Raw genomic sequence first — 16932 nt, forward strand, 5'->3', positions numbered from 1 at the left:
GCGGTGGGCGGGTCAGGAGTTCGAGGTGACCCGGTACGCGTCGAAGACCCCGTCGACCTTGCGCACCGCGGCGAGCAGGTGCCCGAGGTGCTTCGGGTCGGCCATCTCGAAGCTGAACCGGCTCACCGCCACCCGGTCGCGGGTGGTGGTGACCGTGGCGGAGAGGATGTTGACCCGCTCCTCGGAGAGCACCCGCGTCACGTCGGCCAGCAGCTTGTGCCGGTCGAGGGCCTCCACCTGGATGGCGACCAGGAACGTGGAGGCGGAGGTGAGCTTCCAGGTCACCTCGACGACCCGTTCCACCTGCGCCCTGAGGTCCTCGGCGTTGGCGCAGTCGTCGCGGTGCACGCTCACCCCGCCGGAGCGGGTGACGAAGCCGAAGACGGTGTCCGGCGGCACCGGTGTGCAGCAGCGGGCCAGCTTGATCCAGACGTCGCTGACGCCCCGGACGACCACGCCCGGGTCGTGGCTGGAGGCCCGGCTGCGCGGCGGGCGGGTGGCGACGGCGGTCTCGGCGATGTCCTCGACCGCCCCCTCCTCCCCGCCGTAGGTGGCCATCAGCTTCTGCACCACGGACTGGGCGGAGACCTGGCTGTCGCCGACCGCCGCGTACAACGAGGCCACGTCGGCCAGGTGCAGGTCCCGGGCGATCGCCATCAGGTTGTCGGAGGTGAGCATCCGCTGCAACGGCATGCCCTGCTTGCGCATCGCCTTGACGATCGCGTCCTTGCCGGCCTCGATCGCCTCCTCGCGCCGCTCCTTGTTGAAGTACTGGCGGATCTTGGTGCGGGCCCGGGGGCTCTTGACGAAGCCGAGCCAGTCCTGCGTCGGGCCGGCGGTGTCGGACTTCGAGGTGAAGATCTCGATCACGTCGCCGTTGGACAGCGTCGACTCCAGCGGCACCAGCTTGCCGTTGACCCGCGCCCCGATGCACTTGTGCCCGACCTCGGTGTGCACCGCGTACGCGAAGTCCACCGGCGTCGACCCGGTCGGCAGCGGGATGACGTCCCCCTTGGGGGTGAAGACGTACACCTCCTGGCTGGACAGGTCGAAGCGTAGCGCGTCGAGGAACTCGCTCGGGTCGGCCGCCTCCCGCTGCCAGTCCAGGAGCTGCCGCAGCCAGGTCATCTCGTCGATGTGCGCCGGCGGGCCGACGATCTGGGTGCCCTTGTGCTCCTTGTACTTCCAGTGCGCGGCGATGCCGAACTCGGCGGTGCGGTGCATCGCGTACGTGCGGATCTGCATCTCCACCGGCTTGCCGGTGGGCCCGATGACCGTCGTGTGCAGCGACTGGTACATGTTGAACTTGGGCATCGCGATGTAGTCCTTGAACCGGCCCGGCACCGGCTGCCAGTTGGCGTGGATGACCCCCAGCGCCGCGTAGCAGTCCCGCACCGTGTCGACCAGGATCCGCACCCCGACCAGGTCGTAGATGTCGTTGAAGTCCCGCCCCCGCACGATCATCTTCTGGTAGATCGAGTACAGGTGCTTCGGCCGGCCGGTCACCTCAGCCTTGATCTTGGCGGACTTGAGGTCCGTCCCGACCTTCTGGGTCACCTGCTTGAGCAGCGCCTCCCGCTGCGGCTGGTGCTCCCCGATCAGCCGGAGGATCTCCTCGTACCGCTTCGGGAAGAGGGTGCCGAAGGCCAGGTCCTCCAGCTCCCACTTGATCGTGTTCATGCCGAGGCGGTGGGCGAGCGGGGCGAGGATCTCCAGCGTCTCCTTCGCCTTCTGCTCCCGCTTCGGCGCGGGCAGGAAGGAGAGGGTCCGCATGTTGTGCAGCCGGTCGGCCAGCTTGATCACCAGGACCCGGGGGTCCTTGGCCATCGCCACGACCATCTTGCGGATGGTCTCCGCCTTGGCCGCGTCGCCCAGCTTGACCTTGTCGAGCTTGGTCACCCCGTCGACCAGCAGCGCCACCTCGCCGCCGAAGTCCGCCCGCATCTGGTCGAGGACGTACTCGGTGTCCTCGATCGTGTCGTGCAGCAGCGCCGCGACCAGCGTGGTGGTGTCCATGCCCAGGGTGGCCAGGATGGTGGCGACCGCGAGCGGGTGGGTGATGTACGGGTCACCGGACTTGCGGTACTGCCCCGAGTGCCAGCGGGCCGCGGTGTCGAAGGCCCGCTGGAGCAGCCGCGCGTCCGCCTTGGGGTGGTTCTCCCGATGCAGCGCGATCAGCGGCTCCAGCACCTCGCTGACCTGCGACGTCTGCCAGGGGGCGTTGAACCGGGCGAGCCGGGCCCGCACCCGCCGGCCGGTCGGCGCGTTGGAGAGGCCGAACCCGGCGCTCGGGGAGGGGTCCTCGTCGAGCGGGAAGGGCACCACGGCCCCGTCGGAGCCGGCGCCGGTGGACGCACCGGCCGCCCCGGGCATCACGCCGGGACGTCCGAGGTCGGCCGGCGCGGGTGCGCCGGCCCCGGGGCCCGAGGCCCGCTCCGGTGGGATGCCGTTCCGGTCGCTCACCGAGCCGTCCGCGTCGCCTGTGGGGTGCACCGTGCCCTCCGCCGGAGGGACGACATCGTGGGACACCGGCCTCCTCACCGATCGCCGGGATGAGCCGACCGCACGCCGGCCGGCCTGGTCTTCCACCGCCGGGCGAACACCCGGCGGGCTGGTCTTCCAGCACCGGGGGAGCCACCCGACGGCTCCGTCTTGCACCGCCGGGCGGTCGGCCCGGCGGCCTGGTCTCGCACCGCCGGGCGGCACTCCGCCCGGTCAGCAAAGGGCAATGCTACCCGCACGCACGGTGCCCTGCCGCTCCGCCGGTCGTACCGGTTCCGGGTCGCCCCGGCGGCCGTGAATCAAACGGTCAGCAGGGCATGGACCGGGCGTGGGGCGAGCCGCTCCCGGGCACCGAGGAAGGCCAACTCCAGCAGCACGGTGAAGCCGGCGACGGTGCCACCGGCCCGCTCGACCAGGCCGAGGGTCGCCTCGGCGGTCCCGCCGGTGGCGAGCACGTCGTCGACCACCAGCACCCGGTGCCCGGCGGTGAAGGCGTCCTCGTGCACCTCCAGGGTGGCCTCGCCGTACTCCAGCGCGTACGAGGCGGAGTACGCCGGCCGGGGCAGCTTGCCGGCCTTGCGCACCGGCACCACGCCGACCCCCGTCGCGTACGCGATGGCGGCGGCGACCACGAAACCGCGCGCCTCGATGCCGACCACGACGTCGAAGGACTCCCGGCCGTGGTACGCCACGATGCCGTCGATGACCTCACGGAACACCGCCCCGTCGGCGAAGAGCGGCATCAGGTCCTTGAACAGGACCCCGGGGCTGGGAAAGTCCGGTACGTCGAGCACCCGGCTGGCCACCAGCCGAGCGACCTCCGGGCCACTGTCACCGCGTACCACGCTGTGGGTCTCCGTCACGGCGTTCGCTCCCCTTCGACGACGACGGCGTCCTGCTCGCTGTAGCGCACAGCATGCAGGACGCCGTCGTACCGGTCGTCACCGGGTAGGCGGTCGGTGACCGGTCAGCGCCGTTTGGCACCGCCCGGCCGGTTTCCGCCGGGGCGACCGCCGCGGGCACCGGACGGGCGCTTGCCCGCCGGGCGGGCACCGACCTTCGGCGCGGCACCGGCCAGCGCCGGGGTGCCGGCCTCGGTCTTCTCGCCGGCCGGCTCCTCGCCGCGCGCGGCGGACTTGGGGGCGACCTCGCCCCTGGCCACGGCGACCTGCCGGGACGCCACCCGCTTGTTGTGCGCCTGGATCCGCGGCTCCTGGTTCTTCAGGACCACCAGCAGCGAGGTGGCCAGCAGGATCGAGGTCAGGAAGGCCATCGCCATACCGACGAAGAGCACCAGGCCCAGGTCCTTCAGGGTGCCCGCGCCGAGCAGGCCGGCACCGATGAAGAGCAGACCGCCGACCGGCAGCAGGGCGACCACGGAGGTGTTCAGCGACCGCATCAGGCTCTGGTTGATCGCCAGGTTGGTCGCCTCGCCGTAGTTCATGGTGTTGCTCGCGGTGATGCCTCTGACGTTCTCCTGGACCTTGTCGAAGATGACCACGACGTCGTACAACGCGAAGCCGAGGATCGTCAGGAAGCCGACCACCGTCGACGGGGTGACCTCGAAACCGACCAGCGAGTAGACACCGGCGGTCAGGATCAGGTTCATCACCAGCGAGAAGACGGCCGCCGCCGCCATCCGCCACTCGAACCGCACGACCAGGTAGAGCGTCACCAGGGCGAGGAAGACCACCAGGCCGAGCAGCGCCCGCGAGGTGACCTGCTGGCCCCACGCCTGGCTGACCTGGTTGCCGCTGATCTGGTCGTTCGGCACGCCGAACTGTTCGGCCAGCTCCGCCCGGACCGCGTTGGACTGGTCGGTGGTGAGCTGCGAGGTCCGCATCTCGTAGTAGCTGCCGCTGGGCCCGCCGACCACCTGGGCGGTGACCAGCTCGGCCCCGTCGCCCTCGGTCGCCAGCGCCGCCTCGACGGTGTCTTCGGCCTGCTCCAGGGTGCCGACGCTGGCCGGGATCTGGAAGGAGTTGCCACCGGCGAACTCGATGCCCAGGCTGAACCCGCGCACCGCGATGCTGAGCACCGCGATCAGGACGAGTACGGCCGCCACCGAGAACCAGAGCTTGCGCCGGCCGATGACCTCGATCCCGGCCTCACCCCGGTAGAGCCGGGACGCGAGCGAATTCTTAGCCATTGCTCAGGCCTCCTTGACGCGCGGGTTGCGGGGCTTGGCCGGCTGCTCTTCCGCCCGGGGTGGCAGGGCCCGACCCAGACCGCTGACCCGCGGGGACAGGAACGCCTTCGTCCGGGCGAGCATCGCCATGATCGGATGACGGAACAGGAAGACCACCAGCAGGTCGATCACGGTGGCCATGCCGAGGGCGAAGGCGAAGCCCTTCACCGCGCCGACGGAGACGACGTAGAGCACCACGGCCGACATGATGGTGATCGCGTTGGCCGAGATGATCGTCCGACGGGCCCGGATCCAGGCCCGGGGCACGGCGCTGCGGGGGCTGCGGCCCTCGCGGATCTCGTCCTTGAGTCGTTCGAAGTAGATGACGAAGGAGTCCGCCGCCACACCGAGCGAGACGATGATGCCGGCGATGCCGGCGAGGGTGAGGGTGAAGCCGATCTGGCGGCCCAGGAACACCAGCGCGCCGTAGAGCATGAGCGCCGACAGCACCAGGCTCAGGAAGATCACCGAGCCGAGCAGGCGGTAGTAGAAGAACGAGTAGATGACGACCAGCAGCATGCCGATACCGGCGGCGAGCAGACCGGCCCGCAGGTGGCTCTCACCGAGGGTCGCGGTGACGTTCTGCTGCTCCTGCTCCTCGAAGGTGACCGGCAGCGCGCCGTAGCGCAGGTTACCGGCCAGCTCGCTGGCGGCGGCCTGGGTGAAGCTGCCGGTGATCTGCGAGTCGCCGGTCAGCACGCCCTGGATCTCGGGCGAGGAGACGATCGTGTTGTCGAGGACGACGGCCACCCGGCACTTGCCGTCCTGGCCCAGCGCGCTGGCCTCGCAGGCCCCGCCGGTGTTGTTGAACGCCTCGCGGGTCAGCTCGGTCCACTTGCGCTGGCCGTCGCTCTTGAAGTCGAGGCTGACCACCCACTGGCTGGTCTGGTCGAGCACCGCGGAGGCGTTCCCGACGTCGGTACCGAGCACCTTGGCCTGGTCGAGCAGGTACTTGATGCCGGCCTCGCAGGCCACCGCCTGCTGGTTCTCGTCCTTGATCGACGCCGGCGGGCGCTCGTCGAGCTGGGCGCACCCGACCGTCGGCACGTTGAACTGGACCGGCACCGGCAGCACCGCCACCTCGCGGGCGCTGAGCGTGCCGAACGGCGCGAGCTTCTCGGCCAGCGACGGGTCGGTGGTCAGGTCCGCCGGGGCCTGCAGGGCGTTCGCGGCCTGCCACGCCTCGGCGCCGACCTTCTCCTCCACCGCCTTGCGCTGCTCCTCGATGGTCTGCGGCCCGGGGGCGGCGCCGCCGCTCGGCGACGGCCCGGGGCTGGCCGAGGCGCTCGGCGTCGGGGTCGGGGCCATGCCGCCCTGACCACCCGCCGAGGGCGTGGCGCTGGCCTGCGCCCCGGGGCTGGCCTCCACCTCGGGGCTGGCCGCCGGGGAGGCCGCCGGGCTGCCGGACGGGGTCTCCGTCGGCGCCGGCGCGGGAGCGGCGAGGGTGCCGCTGCCGTCGGTGGCCTTGAGCACCTTGCGGAAGCGCAGCTCGGCGGCGCTCCCCACGTCGCTCAGGTCCCGGTTCTCACCGGGCAGGGAGATGACGATGTTGCGGTCGCCCTCGGTGACCACCTCGGCCTCGGCCACACCGAAGGCGTTGACCCGGTTCTCGATGATCTGACGGGCCTCTTCGAGGTTCTCCGCCGTCGGCGGTCGGCCGTCGACGGTGTTGGTCGCCTCCAGCGTCAGCCGGGTGCCGCCGACCAGGTCCAGGCCGAGCCGTGGCTCCAGCCGGTCCTTCCAGCCACCGCTGGCGCCGCCCGCGAAGAACACCAAAAGATAGAGGACGACGAAGATGATCCCGAGCACGGCGAGCTGCCGCCCGGGGCGCATCTGTCCCTGAGGTGGTGCCACGGCTGTCCTGTCTCCCTGTACGGTCGCGCGCCGGGTGCAACGGCGGCGGAACTCGGGCCGGTGGTCCCGGCGACGTCTGTGCCTGATCGGTGCCCCCACCGGCACGACGCCCCCCGCGCCGCCGAGACGAGCGGCGGAGAGCGGGGGTGCGACGTGTCGACCGGGACACCGATCTAACTATCCACTTGTGACGATATCTCCGCTGCCCCGTCGGGCGCGGCGATTACTCCTTGACGACCTCGGCGCCCTCGGCGGTGGAGGGAGCCGGCGTGGCCTCCTCCTCCTGCTCGGCCCGCTTGACGACCCGGGCGATGGCCGGACGCGCGTACCGGGTCTGCACGCCGGGGGCGACCTCCAGCAAAACGGTTTCGTCATCGACGCCGGTGACCGTGCCGTAGAGCCCGCCGATGGTGACCACCTCGTCGCCGGGGCCCAGGCCGGACTGCATCTGCTCCGCCTCACGGCGGCGCTTCTGCTGGGGGCGGATCATCATGAAGTACATGACGGCGAAGAGCAGAGCGATCATCAGGAGCGGCGTGAAACTGCCGGCCCCCCCGCCGCCCTCTGCTGCGATAAGCACGGTGCTGACCTTCCCATCAGCTTCCCCGTCGACGCGGTGTGCGCCGGAGTGGAAGCGAATTCTCACGTCCTGTAGACCGCGGCGAGTCTAGTCCCTGCACCTGGGAACGCCGAATGCGGCACAGATCACGAACGGATCACGGCTGTTCCGGCGCACGGGTGAACAGATCGGGCACGGGAGGGGCGTCGAGGCCAAATGTACCATTAGGCGGGATACGACCGAGATGGTGCCAGGCCGCCTCCGTGGCCACCCGACCACGCGGCGTCCGGGCCAGCAGCCCGGCCCGGACCAGGAACGGCTCGCAGACCTCCTCGACCGTGTCCGGCTGCTCCCCCACGGCCACCGCCAGGGTGGAGAGCCCGACCGGGCCGCCCCGGAACGAGTCGACCAGGGCGGTCAGCACCGCGCGGTCCAGCCGGTCCAGGCCGAGGGCGTCGACGTCGTACACGGTCAGGGCCGCCCGCGCGGTCTCCAGGGTGACCACGCCGTCGGCCCGGACCTCGGCGAAGTCCCGCACCCGGCGCAGCAGCCGGTTGGCGATCCGGGGCGTGCCCCGGGACCGGCCGGCGATCTCGGCGGCGCCGTCGTCGGTGATCGGCACGCCGAGGATCCGCGCCGAGCGGTGCAGCAGCGCCTCCAGATCCGCCGGGGAGTAGAAGTCCAGGTGCGCGACGAACCCGAACCGGTCCCGCATCGGGCCGGTGAGCAGGCCGGACCGGGTGGTCGCGCCGACCAGGGTGAACGGCTCGACGTCCAGCGGGATCGCGGTGGCCCCGGGGCCCTTGCCGACCACCACGTCGACCCGGAAGTCCTCCATCGCGCTGTAGAGCAGCTCCTCGGCCGGCCGGGCGATCCGGTGGATCTCGTCGATGAAGAGCACGTCACCCTCGGCCAGGCTGGTCAGGATGGCGGCCAGGTCGCCCGAGCGTTCGATGGCCGGGCCGCTGGTCACCCGGATCCCCGTGCCCAGTTCGGCGGCGACGATGTTGGCCAGCGAGGTCTTGCCCAGGCCGGGCGGGCCGGAGAGCAGGATGTGGTCCGGCGGGGAACCCCGCCGCATGGCCCCCTGCAGGAGCAGGTCGAGCTGGTCACGGACCCGGTGCTGGGCGATGAAGTCGGCCAGCCGGCGCGGCCGGACGCTGACCTCCGCGTCCCGTTCCGCCTCGCTGGCGTACGCCGAGACCAGGTTCGGCTCGGTCATCGCGGTCCCTCCCTGCGCGGGGTGTGCGGGCCCGGCCCGCGCCGCGCGGTCATCGGGTCCGGCCGAGCAGTCGGATGGCCTGCTTGAGCAGGACCGGCACCGGCGGGGTCTCCCCGTCGACGGTCTCCGCGACCGCCGCCACGGCCTGGTCGGCCTGCCCGGCCGTCCAGCCCAGGCCGACCAGGGCCTGCCGGACCTGCTCGGGCCAGTTGCCGCCGGTCACCCCGGCCGCGCCGTCGGCGCCCACCGGCACCGGGCCGATCCGGTCCCGCAGCTCCAGGACCAGGCGTTCGGCCCCCTTCTTGCCGATGCCGGGGACCCGGGTCAGGGTGGCGGTGTCGGCGTTGGCGACGGCCATGCGCACCTCGTCGGGGGTGAGCACGGCGAGCACCGCCTGGGCCAGCCGGGGCCCCACCCCGCTGGCCGTCTGGAGCAGCTCGAACAGCGCCTTGGCGTCGTCGTCGGCGAACCCGTAGAGGGTGAGCGAGTCCTCCCGGACCACCAGGCTGGTGGCGAGCCGGGCCGGCGTGCCGACCCGCAGGCCGGCCAGGGTGCCGGGGGCGCACTGGACGGCGAGACCGACCCCGCCGACCTCCACCACCGCGTGGTCCGGACCGGTCGCGACCACGGTGCCGCGTACGCTGGCGATCATCTTGCTCCTCCTCGTCGCACCCGCTCGGTCGCTTCGGCCAGCCTGGACCGGGTGCCCCCGCGCCAGACGTGGCAGATCGCCAGCGCCAGGGCGTCGGCCGCGTCGGCGGGCTTCGGCGGCTCGGCGAGCCGCAGCAGCCGGGTCACCATGACGGTCATCTGGCGCTTGTCCGCCTGACCGGAACCGGTCACGGCCGCCTTCACCTCGCTCGGCGTGTACGTCTGCACCGGCAGCCCGGCGCGGGCCCCGGCGAGCACGGCGATCCCGCTGGCCTGGGCGGTGCCCATCACCGTCCGGACGTTGTGCTGGCTGAACACCCGCTCGACGGCGACCGCCTCCGGCCGGTGCTCGGCGACCAGGTCGGTGAGGGCCCGGTCCAGGTGCAGCAGGCGGGTCGGCAGCTCGTCGGCCGGGTCGGTGCGCACCACGTGGTAGACGACCAGGGTGCAGGGCCGGCCGGGGACGCCCTCGACCACGCCGACCCCGCACCGGGTCAGCCCCGGGTCGACGCCGAGCACCCGCACGCCGCCTCCTCCCCGACCGCCAGCAGTACGTGTGTTCGACACCCTACTGGGCGACCGGCGACGACGCGCCCGGGGACACGCCGGGCGGGCGGCACACCCGGTCAGCCGGGTGGGCCGGCGACCATCGCCAGGCGCAGCGCCGCGTCGCGCAGCCGGGTCCCGCGCCGGACCTGCCCGAGGCGTCCCGCCCGGCGGGCCATCGCGGCCATCCGCTGCGTCGGGGGTCGCCGCAGCCGGTCGTACGCCCGCAGCCCGGCGGCCACGTCGGCGCCGGCGTCGTCGAGGCACCCGGCCAGCGCCACCGCGTCGATCAGCGCCTGGCAGGCGCCCTGGCCCAGGTCGGGGGTCATCGCGTGGGCGGCGTCGCCGAGCAGCGCGACCCGACCCCGCACGTAGCTCGGCAGCGGGGTGAGGTCGTGCACGTCGTGGCAGAGCACGTCGGCCGGGTCCATCGCGGCCAGCAGGCGGGGCACCGGATCGTGCCAGTCGCCGAAGAGCCGGCGCAGCTCGGCGAGGTGCCCGTCGGCCGGCCGCCAGCCCGCCGGGGCGGCCTTCACGGCGTACCAGTTGGTGCGGCCGGGGCCCTGCGGGGTGACGCCGACCTTCACGCCCCGCCCCCAGGTCTCGCCGCCGACGGGGACCTCCAGCGGGGCCACCCCCCGCCAGGCGACGACGCCCGCGTACCGCAGCGGGTACCGCTCGCCGTGCAGCTCGGCCCGGACCACGCTGCGCAGGCCGTCGGCGCCCACCACCAGGTCGTGGTCGGTGCCGAGGTCGGCGAGGCGGGCCACCGGCGCGGCGAACCGGAGCACGTCGGCGGGGAGCGCCTCGGCGAGCAGGCCGAGCAGCGTGGGGCGGTCGAGCAGGTGCACGGTCTCGCCGTGCCGGCGGGCCAGCCGCTGGAGGTCCATGGTGGCGATCCGGCTGCCGTCGGGGCGGCGGAACGCGCCGCCGAGCTGCGGGCGGCCCCGCCGCCGGGCCTGCTCCCCCACCCCGAGGGCGTCGAGGGCCCGCAGCGCGCTCGGCCAGATGCCCAGCCCGGTGCCGGTCTCCGGCAGCCCGCCGGCACGTTCCAGGACGGTGACCGCCCAGCCCGCCCGGCGCAGCCCGAGCGCCGTCGCCAACCCACCGATGCCGCCACCCACCACCACAGCCCGCCTGCCCATGCCGGCAGGTTACTACAGATGTAGTCACCTCGACTACGGCTGTAGTGTGAGCGGGTGACCGATCGGCGACAGCGCCTCCAGGACGCGGCCATCCGGGTGCTCGGCGCCCGGGGCCTGCGCCAGCTCACCCACCGCGCCGTGGACGAGGCGGCCGGGCTGCCGGAGGGCTCCGCCTCCAACCAGTACCGCACCCGCGACGCCCTGCTCACCGCCGCGCTGGACCGGGTGCTGGAACAGGAGACGGCGGCCTGGGACCGGCTCGCCGCCGACCGCCCGCCGACCGACGTCGCCGGGTTCGTCGCCGTGCTCGGCCGGCTGCTGCGCGACCTCGCCGGCCCGCAGCGCGGCCTCGTCCTGGCCCGGCAGGCCCTGTTCATGGAGGCGGCCGTCCGCCCCGACCTGCGGCCGGCCATCGCCGCCGGGCGGGACCGGCTGGCCGGCTGGGGGGTACCCCTGCTCGCCGCCCTGGGCGCACCCGACCCGCAGACCGACCTGCGGACCCTGCTCGCGCTCGTCGAGGGGCTGCTCTTCACCCAGGTCGCCCACCCCGAACCCGACTTCGCCCCGGAGGCCGCGCTCACCGCCCTGCTGCGCGGCCTGCTGGCGCCGCCGGCCTGACCGCCCGCCGAACCGACGCCCGCCGAGCCGACGCCCGCCGACGACCCGTTCCGCCGGCACCGGCCCCCGGTCGGGCCGGTCAGCAGGCGCGGGCGGCGGCGACCAGGCTGGTGAACCGGTCCAGCGGGGCGGGCAGCGGCTCGATCCAGCCCGGCCCGGCCGCCCGGACCCGGACCGACGGGAAGTCCCGGCTGAACCGGACCAGCCGGTACGCCCGACCGGTGACCGGGGTCTGGGACCAGACCACGACGGTGTGCGGGCGGGTCCGGTACACCGCGCCGGCCAACGCCACCCAGGGCAGCGCCGGGCCGAGCAGCAGGCACCCCCGCCCCTGCTCGCGCAGGGCCGCGGCGAGCGCGTGCAGCCCGAGGCAGTGGGTCTCCTGCTCGGCGCCGGCGAGCAGCACCCCGTCGGGCGGGTACGGCCGGCGGGGCAGCCGCCCGTGCACGTCCAGCCCCACCCGGACGCCCTCGGACAGGGCGTGCTCGACGGCGATCCCGGTGCCGTCCCGATCCGGCAGCGCGGCCAGCAGCGGTACGCACACCTGCGCCCAGAACGGCGCCACCCCGGACCGCTGCGCGTACTCCAGCACCAGGCCGGCGATACCGTCGGTGTCCAGATCCTCGGCCGCCGCCGTCAGCCGCTTGCGGGCCGCCTCGACGGCGTCGGTCGACATCGGATCGGTCCGCACCGGACGCACCTCCCGGGTAGACGGTCACTACCCGGGACTTCGTCCGGACCGGACGCTTTGGATGCGCCCCGCCGGGGCGGGTGGCGACCGCCTCAGTCGGTGAGCGCGGCGACGGCCAGGTCGACGTCGTGCGGCGTGGAGTACAGGTGGAAGGAGGCCCGGACGCGGCCGGCCCGCACCGCCGCCCGGATGCCGGCGCGCTCCAGTCGCTGCTGCGCGCCGGGCACGTCCACGGTGACGATCGCGCTGTCGCCGGGCGGGCGGCCGAGCCCGGCGAGGAACCGGTTGGCCAGCGCCACGTCGTGGTCGCGCACCGCCGGGATGCCGATCTCGACCAGCAGTTCCAGGGCCGGCGCCGCCCCGACCGCGCTGAACCAGGCCGGGGAGAGGTCGAACCGCCGGGCGTCGTCGGTGAGCCGCAGCGGCGGCCCGTAGTAGGCGGAGTGCGGGTCCTGCCCGGCGTACCAGCCGGCCGCGTCGGGACGCATCCGGTCCCGCAGGTGCGGGGCGAGGTAGCCGTAGGAGAGCCCGCGCGGGGCCATCAGCCACTTGTACCCGCCGACCGCCACCGCGTCGGCCAGGGTCGCGTCGAAGGGCAGCCAGCCGCACGCCTGCGTCGCGTCCACCACGACCAGCGCGTCGTGCGCGCGGGCCGCGGCCACGATCCGCTCGTACGGGGCCACGGTGCCGTCGGCGGACTGCACCAGGCTGAACGCCACCAGGTCGGTACCGGCGTCGATCGCCTCGACCAGCCCGTCCAGCCCGACCACGCGGACCCGGACGCCCCGGTCGACCTGCACCAGCCACGGGAAGAGGTTGGAGGTGAACTCGACCTCCGGGACGACGACCGTGGCGCCGGCGGGCAGCGCGGCGGCGATCGGGGCGACGATCTGCGAGACGGTGGCCCCGGTGACCACGTCCGCGACCGGGGCCGAGACCAGGTGGGCGAAGGCCGCGCGGGCCCGTTCGGTCATCGCCCCCCATTCCTCCCAGGAGGTCCGGCCGACCCTCCAGTCGGCCAGTGCCGCCTGGAGGGCGGCCCAGGCCGGTTCGGGCGGCAGGCCGTAGCTGGCGGTGTTGAGCCAGCCCGGTTCGGGCTGCCAGAGCTGCTGTGCTGCGCGAAGGTCCACGCGACCGACGCTAGTGACGCCCGCCCCCGGTTGGCAGCGCCAATCCGGCGGCGGTGGCCGGCAGCCACCGCCGTCCGGTCAGCCACGGCCGGTCAGGCGCCACCGGCCAGGCGCCACCGGGCGGTCAGCCGACGTTGGCCGGGCCGAGCACGCTCTTCAGGTCGCCCATCAGGGCGGTGGTGGGGGCGACCCGGAACAGGCCGAGCCGCCAGGTCTCGACCCGGTCGCGGCGGTGCAGCTTGACGTGCACCTCGGTGTCGCCGGGGTGCAGCAGCAGGGTCTCCTTGAGCCGGTCGGCCAGCGGCGGCGTGAGCCGGTGCACCGGGATGGTCAGGGTGACCGGCTTGTTCGCCGGGTTGCTGGTGACGTCCGGCATCTGCATGTCCATCGCCATGATCCGGGGCGTGTCGTCGCGGCGGTCCACCCGCCCCTTGACCACCACGATCGCGTCCTCGGCGATGTACTGCCCGACCACCTCGTACGTGTTCGGGAAGAACAGCGTCTCCACCCCGCCGGCCAGGTCCTCCAGGGTGGCCGAGGCCCATGCCCGGCCCTGCTTGGTGACCCGGCGCTGGACCCCGGAGAGGATCCCGGCGAGGGTCACCACCGCCCCGTCCGGGACGGAACCCTCCTCGGACAGGGCGGAGATGGTGGTGTCCGCCGCCGCGCCGAGGACGTGCTCCAGGCCGAAGAGCGGGTGGTCGGAGACGTAGAGGCCGAGCATCTCCCGCTCGAAGGCGAGCTTGTCGCGCTTGTCCCACTCGCTGTCCCCGATCACGGGCATCACGGTGGTGCTGCCGGTCGCCGTCTCGGCCTCGCCGAACCCGGCCCCGAAGAGGTCGTACTGGCCGACGGCCTCCTTGCGCTTGACGTCGGCGTACGCGTCGATCGCGTCGGCGTGCACGGCGAGCAGCCCCTTGCGGGGGTGCTTCAGCGCGTCGAACGCCCCGGCCTTGATCAGCGATTCGATGGTCTTCTTGTTGCAGACCACCGCGTCGACCTTGCTCAGGAAGTCGTAGAAGTCGACGTACTCGCCCTTCTCCTCGCGGCAGCGCATGATCGCGGCGACCACGTTCGCGCCGACGTTGCGCACCGCGCCGAGGCCGAACCGGATCTCCTTACCGACCGGGGTGAACGGCCCGGCGGAGGTGTTCACGTCCGGCGGCAGCACCTGGATGCGCATCCGGCGGCACTCCGAGAGGTAGAGCGCCATCTTGTCCTTGTCGTCGCCGACGGAGGTGAGCAGCGCCGCCATGTACTCGGCCGGGTAGTGCGCCTTCAGGTACGCCGTCCAGTACGACACCAGGCCGTACGCGGCGGAGTGCGCCTTGTTGAAGGCGTACCCGGCGAACGGGACCAGCACGTCCCACACCGCCTGGATGGCCTCGTCGGAGTAGCCCCGCTCGCGGCAGCCGTCCCGGAACGGGATGAACTCCTTGTCGAGGATCTCCTTCTTCTTCTTGCCCATCGCCCGGCGCAGCAGGTCGGCCTGGCCGAGGGAGTACCCGGCGAGGATCTGCGCGGCGCGCTGCACCTGCTCCTGGTACACGATCAGGCCGTGGGTGGGGGCGAGGATCTCCCGCAGCGGCTCCTCCAGCTCCGGGTGGATCGGGGTGATCTCCTGGAGGCCGTTCTTGCGCAGCGCGTAGTTGGTGTGCGAGTCCACGCCCATCGGGCCGGGCCGGTACAGGGCGAGGACGGCGGAGATGTCCTCGAAGTTGTCCGGCTTCATCATCCGCAGCAGGGAGCGCATCGGCCCGCCGTCGAGCTGGAACACGCCCAGGGTGTCGCCCCGGGCCAGCAGCTCGTAGGCCGCCTTGTCGTCCAGCTCCAGCGCCAGCAGGTCCAGCTCCTTGCCGTGGTTGAGCTGGATGTTCTTCACCGCGTCGTCGATGATCGTCAGGTTGCGCAGGCCGAGGAAGTCCATCTTCAACAGCCCGAGCGACTCGCACGTCGGGTAGTCGAACTGGGTGATGATCACCCCGTCGGAGTCCCGGCGCATCAGCGGGATGTGCTCGATGATCGGCTCGGCGGACATGATCACGCCGGCGGCGTGCACCCCGGTCTGCCGGATCAGCCCCTCGATGCCCCGCGCGGTGTCGATGACCTTCTTGACGTCCTGCTCGGCCTCGTACATGCCCCGGATCTCGCCGGCCTCGGCGTACCGGGGGTGCTTCGGGTCGAAGATCCCCTCCAGGGGGATGTCCTTGCCCATCACCGCCGGCGGCATGGCCTTGGTGATCCGGTCACCGACCGCGTACGGGTACCCCAGCACCCGCGCCGAGTCCTTGATCGCGGCCTTCGCCTTGATCGTCCCGAAGGTGGCGATCTGGGCGACCTTGTCCTCACCCCACTTGTCGGTGACGTACTTGATCACCTCACCGCGCCGACGCTCGTCGAAGTCGATGTCGACATCCGGCATGGAGACCCGCTCGGGGTTCAGGAACCGCTCGAAGATCAGCCCGTGCGGGATCGGGTCCAGGTCGGTGATGCCCAGCGCGTACGCGACCAGCGACCCGGCGGCCGACCCCCGGCCCGGACCCACCGCGATGCCCTGGCTCTTCGCCCACTGGATGAAGTCGGCGACCACGAGGAAGTACGAGGGGAAGCCCATCTGGATGATGACGCCCAACTCGTACTCGGCCTGCACCACGTGCCCCTCGGGGATCCCGTTCGGGTAGCGGCGGCCCAGCCCCTTGAAGGTCTCCTTGCGGAACCAGGACTCCTCGGTCTCCCCCTCCGGAATCGGGAACCGGGGCATCAGGTTGCGGAACTCGAACATGCCGGCCGGGTCGACCTTCTCGGCGACCAGCAGGGTGTTGCGGCAGCCCTCCTGCCACAGCTCCGAGGAGTCCACCGCCCGCATCTGGTCGGCGGACTTGACGAAGTAACCGCCGCCCTCGAAGCGGAACCGGTTCGGGTCGTCGATGTTGCTGCCGGTCTGCACGCAGAGCAGCACGTCGTGGGCGGTGGCCTGGGCCTCGTGGGTGTAGTGCGAGTCGTTGGTGACCACCGGCGGGATGCCGAGCTTGCGCCCGATCTCGGTCAGCCCCTCCCGGACCCGGCGCTCGATGTCCAGCCCGTGGTCCATGATCTCCAGGAAGTAGTTCTCCTTGCCGAAGATGTCCTGGTACGCCGAGGCCACCTTGAGCGCCTCGTCGAACTGCCCCAGCCGCAGCCGGGTCTGCACCGCGCCGGACGGGCAGCCGGTGGTGGCGATGATCCCCTCGGCGTACTCGGCGATCAGCTCCATGTCCATCCGGGGCCACTTCACGTAGTGGCCCTCCATGGAGGCGCGCGAGTTGAGGGTGAAGAGGTTGTGCAGGCCGTCCTTGTTCGCCGCCCACATGGTCATGTGGGTGATCGCGCCGTTACCGGAGACGTCGTCGCTCTTCTGCTCCGGCCGGCCCCACTTGACCCGCTGCTTGTGGAACCGGGACTCCGGCGCGACGTACGCCTCCACCCCGAGGATCGGTTTCACCCCGGCGGACATCGCCTGCTTGTAGAAGTCGTTCGCGCCGTGCATGTTGCCGTGGTCGGTGATCGCCACCGCCGGCATACCCAGCCGGTTGGCCTCGGCGAAGAGGTCCTTGAGCCGGGCCGCACCGTCGAGCATCGAGTACTCGGTGTGCACGTGCAGATGCGCGAAAGAGTCCCCCATGCGTGACGTCCCCCCAGGTCGATCATGGGCCAGCGAGATCAAGCCGGCCCAGCCTACGCCGGCCAGCGGGCCGCCTCCATTCGCCGCGCGGGCCGGCGACCAGCCGGCCGGACCCGACGAACCAGACCGTCAGACCGCCGTCACGCAGCGTTTCCGGTCCGATCT

Annotated in this window: 13 protein-coding genes; 1 reads left to right on the forward strand and 12 read right to left on the reverse strand. The window is 72.5% G+C overall.

The features are described 5' to 3' along the window. Window positions 1-12: 12 nt before the first annotated feature. The 9 genes from ACQUFX_RS14660 to ACQUFX_RS14700 all read right to left on the reverse strand — a co-directional run bounded on the left by ACQUFX_RS14660 (window position 13) and on the right by ACQUFX_RS14700 (window position 10667). The gene (locus ACQUFX_RS14660) at window positions 13-2529 is read right to left on the reverse strand and encodes a RelA/SpoT family protein (protein WP_428966578.1); all 2517 of its coding nucleotides are present in this window, start codon (window positions 2527-2529) and stop codon (window positions 13-15) included. Between the two features lie 272 nt (window positions 2530-2801). Continuing rightward, window positions 2802-3365: an adenine phosphoribosyltransferase gene (locus ACQUFX_RS14665; protein ID WP_428966579.1), complete on the reverse strand. Its 564-nt coding sequence runs from the start codon at window positions 3363-3365 to the stop codon at window positions 2802-2804. Window positions 3366-3469: 104 nt separating this feature from the next. After that, complete coding sequence (secF, locus tag ACQUFX_RS14670) at window positions 3470-4651, reverse strand: protein translocase subunit SecF (protein ID WP_428966580.1); 1182 nt, start codon at window positions 4649-4651, stop codon at window positions 3470-3472. A gap of 3 nt (window positions 4652-4654) precedes the next feature. Further along, window positions 4655-6544 carry a protein translocase subunit SecD gene (gene secD / locus ACQUFX_RS14675; RefSeq protein ID WP_428966581.1) on the reverse strand — a complete coding sequence of 630 codons (1890 nt, stop codon included), beginning with the start codon at window positions 6542-6544 and terminating at the stop codon, window positions 4655-4657. A 223-nt stretch (window positions 6545-6767) separates the two neighbouring features. Next, a complete protein-coding gene (gene yajC, locus ACQUFX_RS14680) occupies window positions 6768-7124 on the reverse strand; it encodes a preprotein translocase subunit YajC (RefSeq protein ID WP_428966582.1) in 357 nt (118 codons plus the stop codon). Window positions 7125-7260: 136 nt separating this feature from the next. After that, window positions 7261-8325 (reverse strand): Holliday junction branch migration DNA helicase RuvB, encoded by a 1065-nt coding sequence (gene ruvB / locus ACQUFX_RS14685; RefSeq protein WP_067367989.1) that lies wholly within the window; start codon window positions 8323-8325, stop codon window positions 7261-7263. A gap of 49 nt (window positions 8326-8374) precedes the next feature. Continuing rightward, window positions 8375-8977 carry a Holliday junction branch migration protein RuvA gene (gene ruvA, locus ACQUFX_RS14690; RefSeq protein WP_428966583.1) on the reverse strand — a complete coding sequence of 201 codons (603 nt, stop codon included), beginning with the start codon at window positions 8975-8977 and terminating at the stop codon, window positions 8375-8377. Beyond that, the gene (gene ruvC / locus ACQUFX_RS14695; RefSeq protein ID WP_428966584.1) at window positions 8974-9501 is read right to left on the reverse strand and encodes a crossover junction endodeoxyribonuclease RuvC; all 528 of its coding nucleotides are present in this window, start codon (window positions 9499-9501) and stop codon (window positions 8974-8976) included. The genes ruvA and ruvC overlap by 4 nt, the downstream gene beginning before the upstream one ends. Window positions 9502-9602: 101 nt before the next feature. Beyond that, window positions 9603-10667: an FAD-dependent oxidoreductase gene (locus ACQUFX_RS14700; protein WP_428966585.1), complete on the reverse strand. Its 1065-nt coding sequence runs from the start codon at window positions 10665-10667 to the stop codon at window positions 9603-9605. Window positions 10668-10721: 54 nt separating this feature from the next. Between ACQUFX_RS14700 and ACQUFX_RS14705 the strand changes: the two genes are divergently transcribed. Beyond that, window positions 10722-11285 (forward strand): TetR/AcrR family transcriptional regulator, encoded by a 564-nt coding sequence (locus tag ACQUFX_RS14705; RefSeq protein ID WP_428966586.1) that lies wholly within the window; start codon window positions 10722-10724, stop codon window positions 11283-11285. A gap of 79 nt (window positions 11286-11364) precedes the next feature. Here ACQUFX_RS14705 and ACQUFX_RS14710 read toward each other — a convergent pair whose 3' ends face one another. From ACQUFX_RS14710 to dnaE, 3 genes are all read right to left on the reverse strand, one after another. Further along, a complete protein-coding gene (locus ACQUFX_RS14710; protein ID WP_428966587.1) occupies window positions 11365-11976 on the reverse strand; it encodes a transcriptional regulator in 612 nt (203 codons plus the stop codon). Between the two features lie 92 nt (window positions 11977-12068). Beyond that, on the reverse strand, window positions 12069-13106 hold the full coding sequence (locus ACQUFX_RS14715) for an aminotransferase class V-fold PLP-dependent enzyme (RefSeq protein ID WP_428966588.1): 1038 nt from the start codon (window positions 13104-13106) through the stop codon (window positions 12069-12071). Between the two features lie 124 nt (window positions 13107-13230). Continuing rightward, window positions 13231-16767, reverse strand: a complete 3537-nt coding sequence (dnaE, locus tag ACQUFX_RS14720) for a DNA polymerase III subunit alpha (RefSeq protein ID WP_428966589.1) — start codon at window positions 16765-16767, stop codon at window positions 13231-13233. Window positions 16768-16932 lie beyond the last annotated feature (165 nt).

It is taken from the genome of Micromonospora fluostatini, from assembly GCF_050410825.1.
GTDB lineage: Bacteria > Actinomycetota > Actinomycetes > Mycobacteriales > Micromonosporaceae > Micromonospora > Micromonospora rosaria.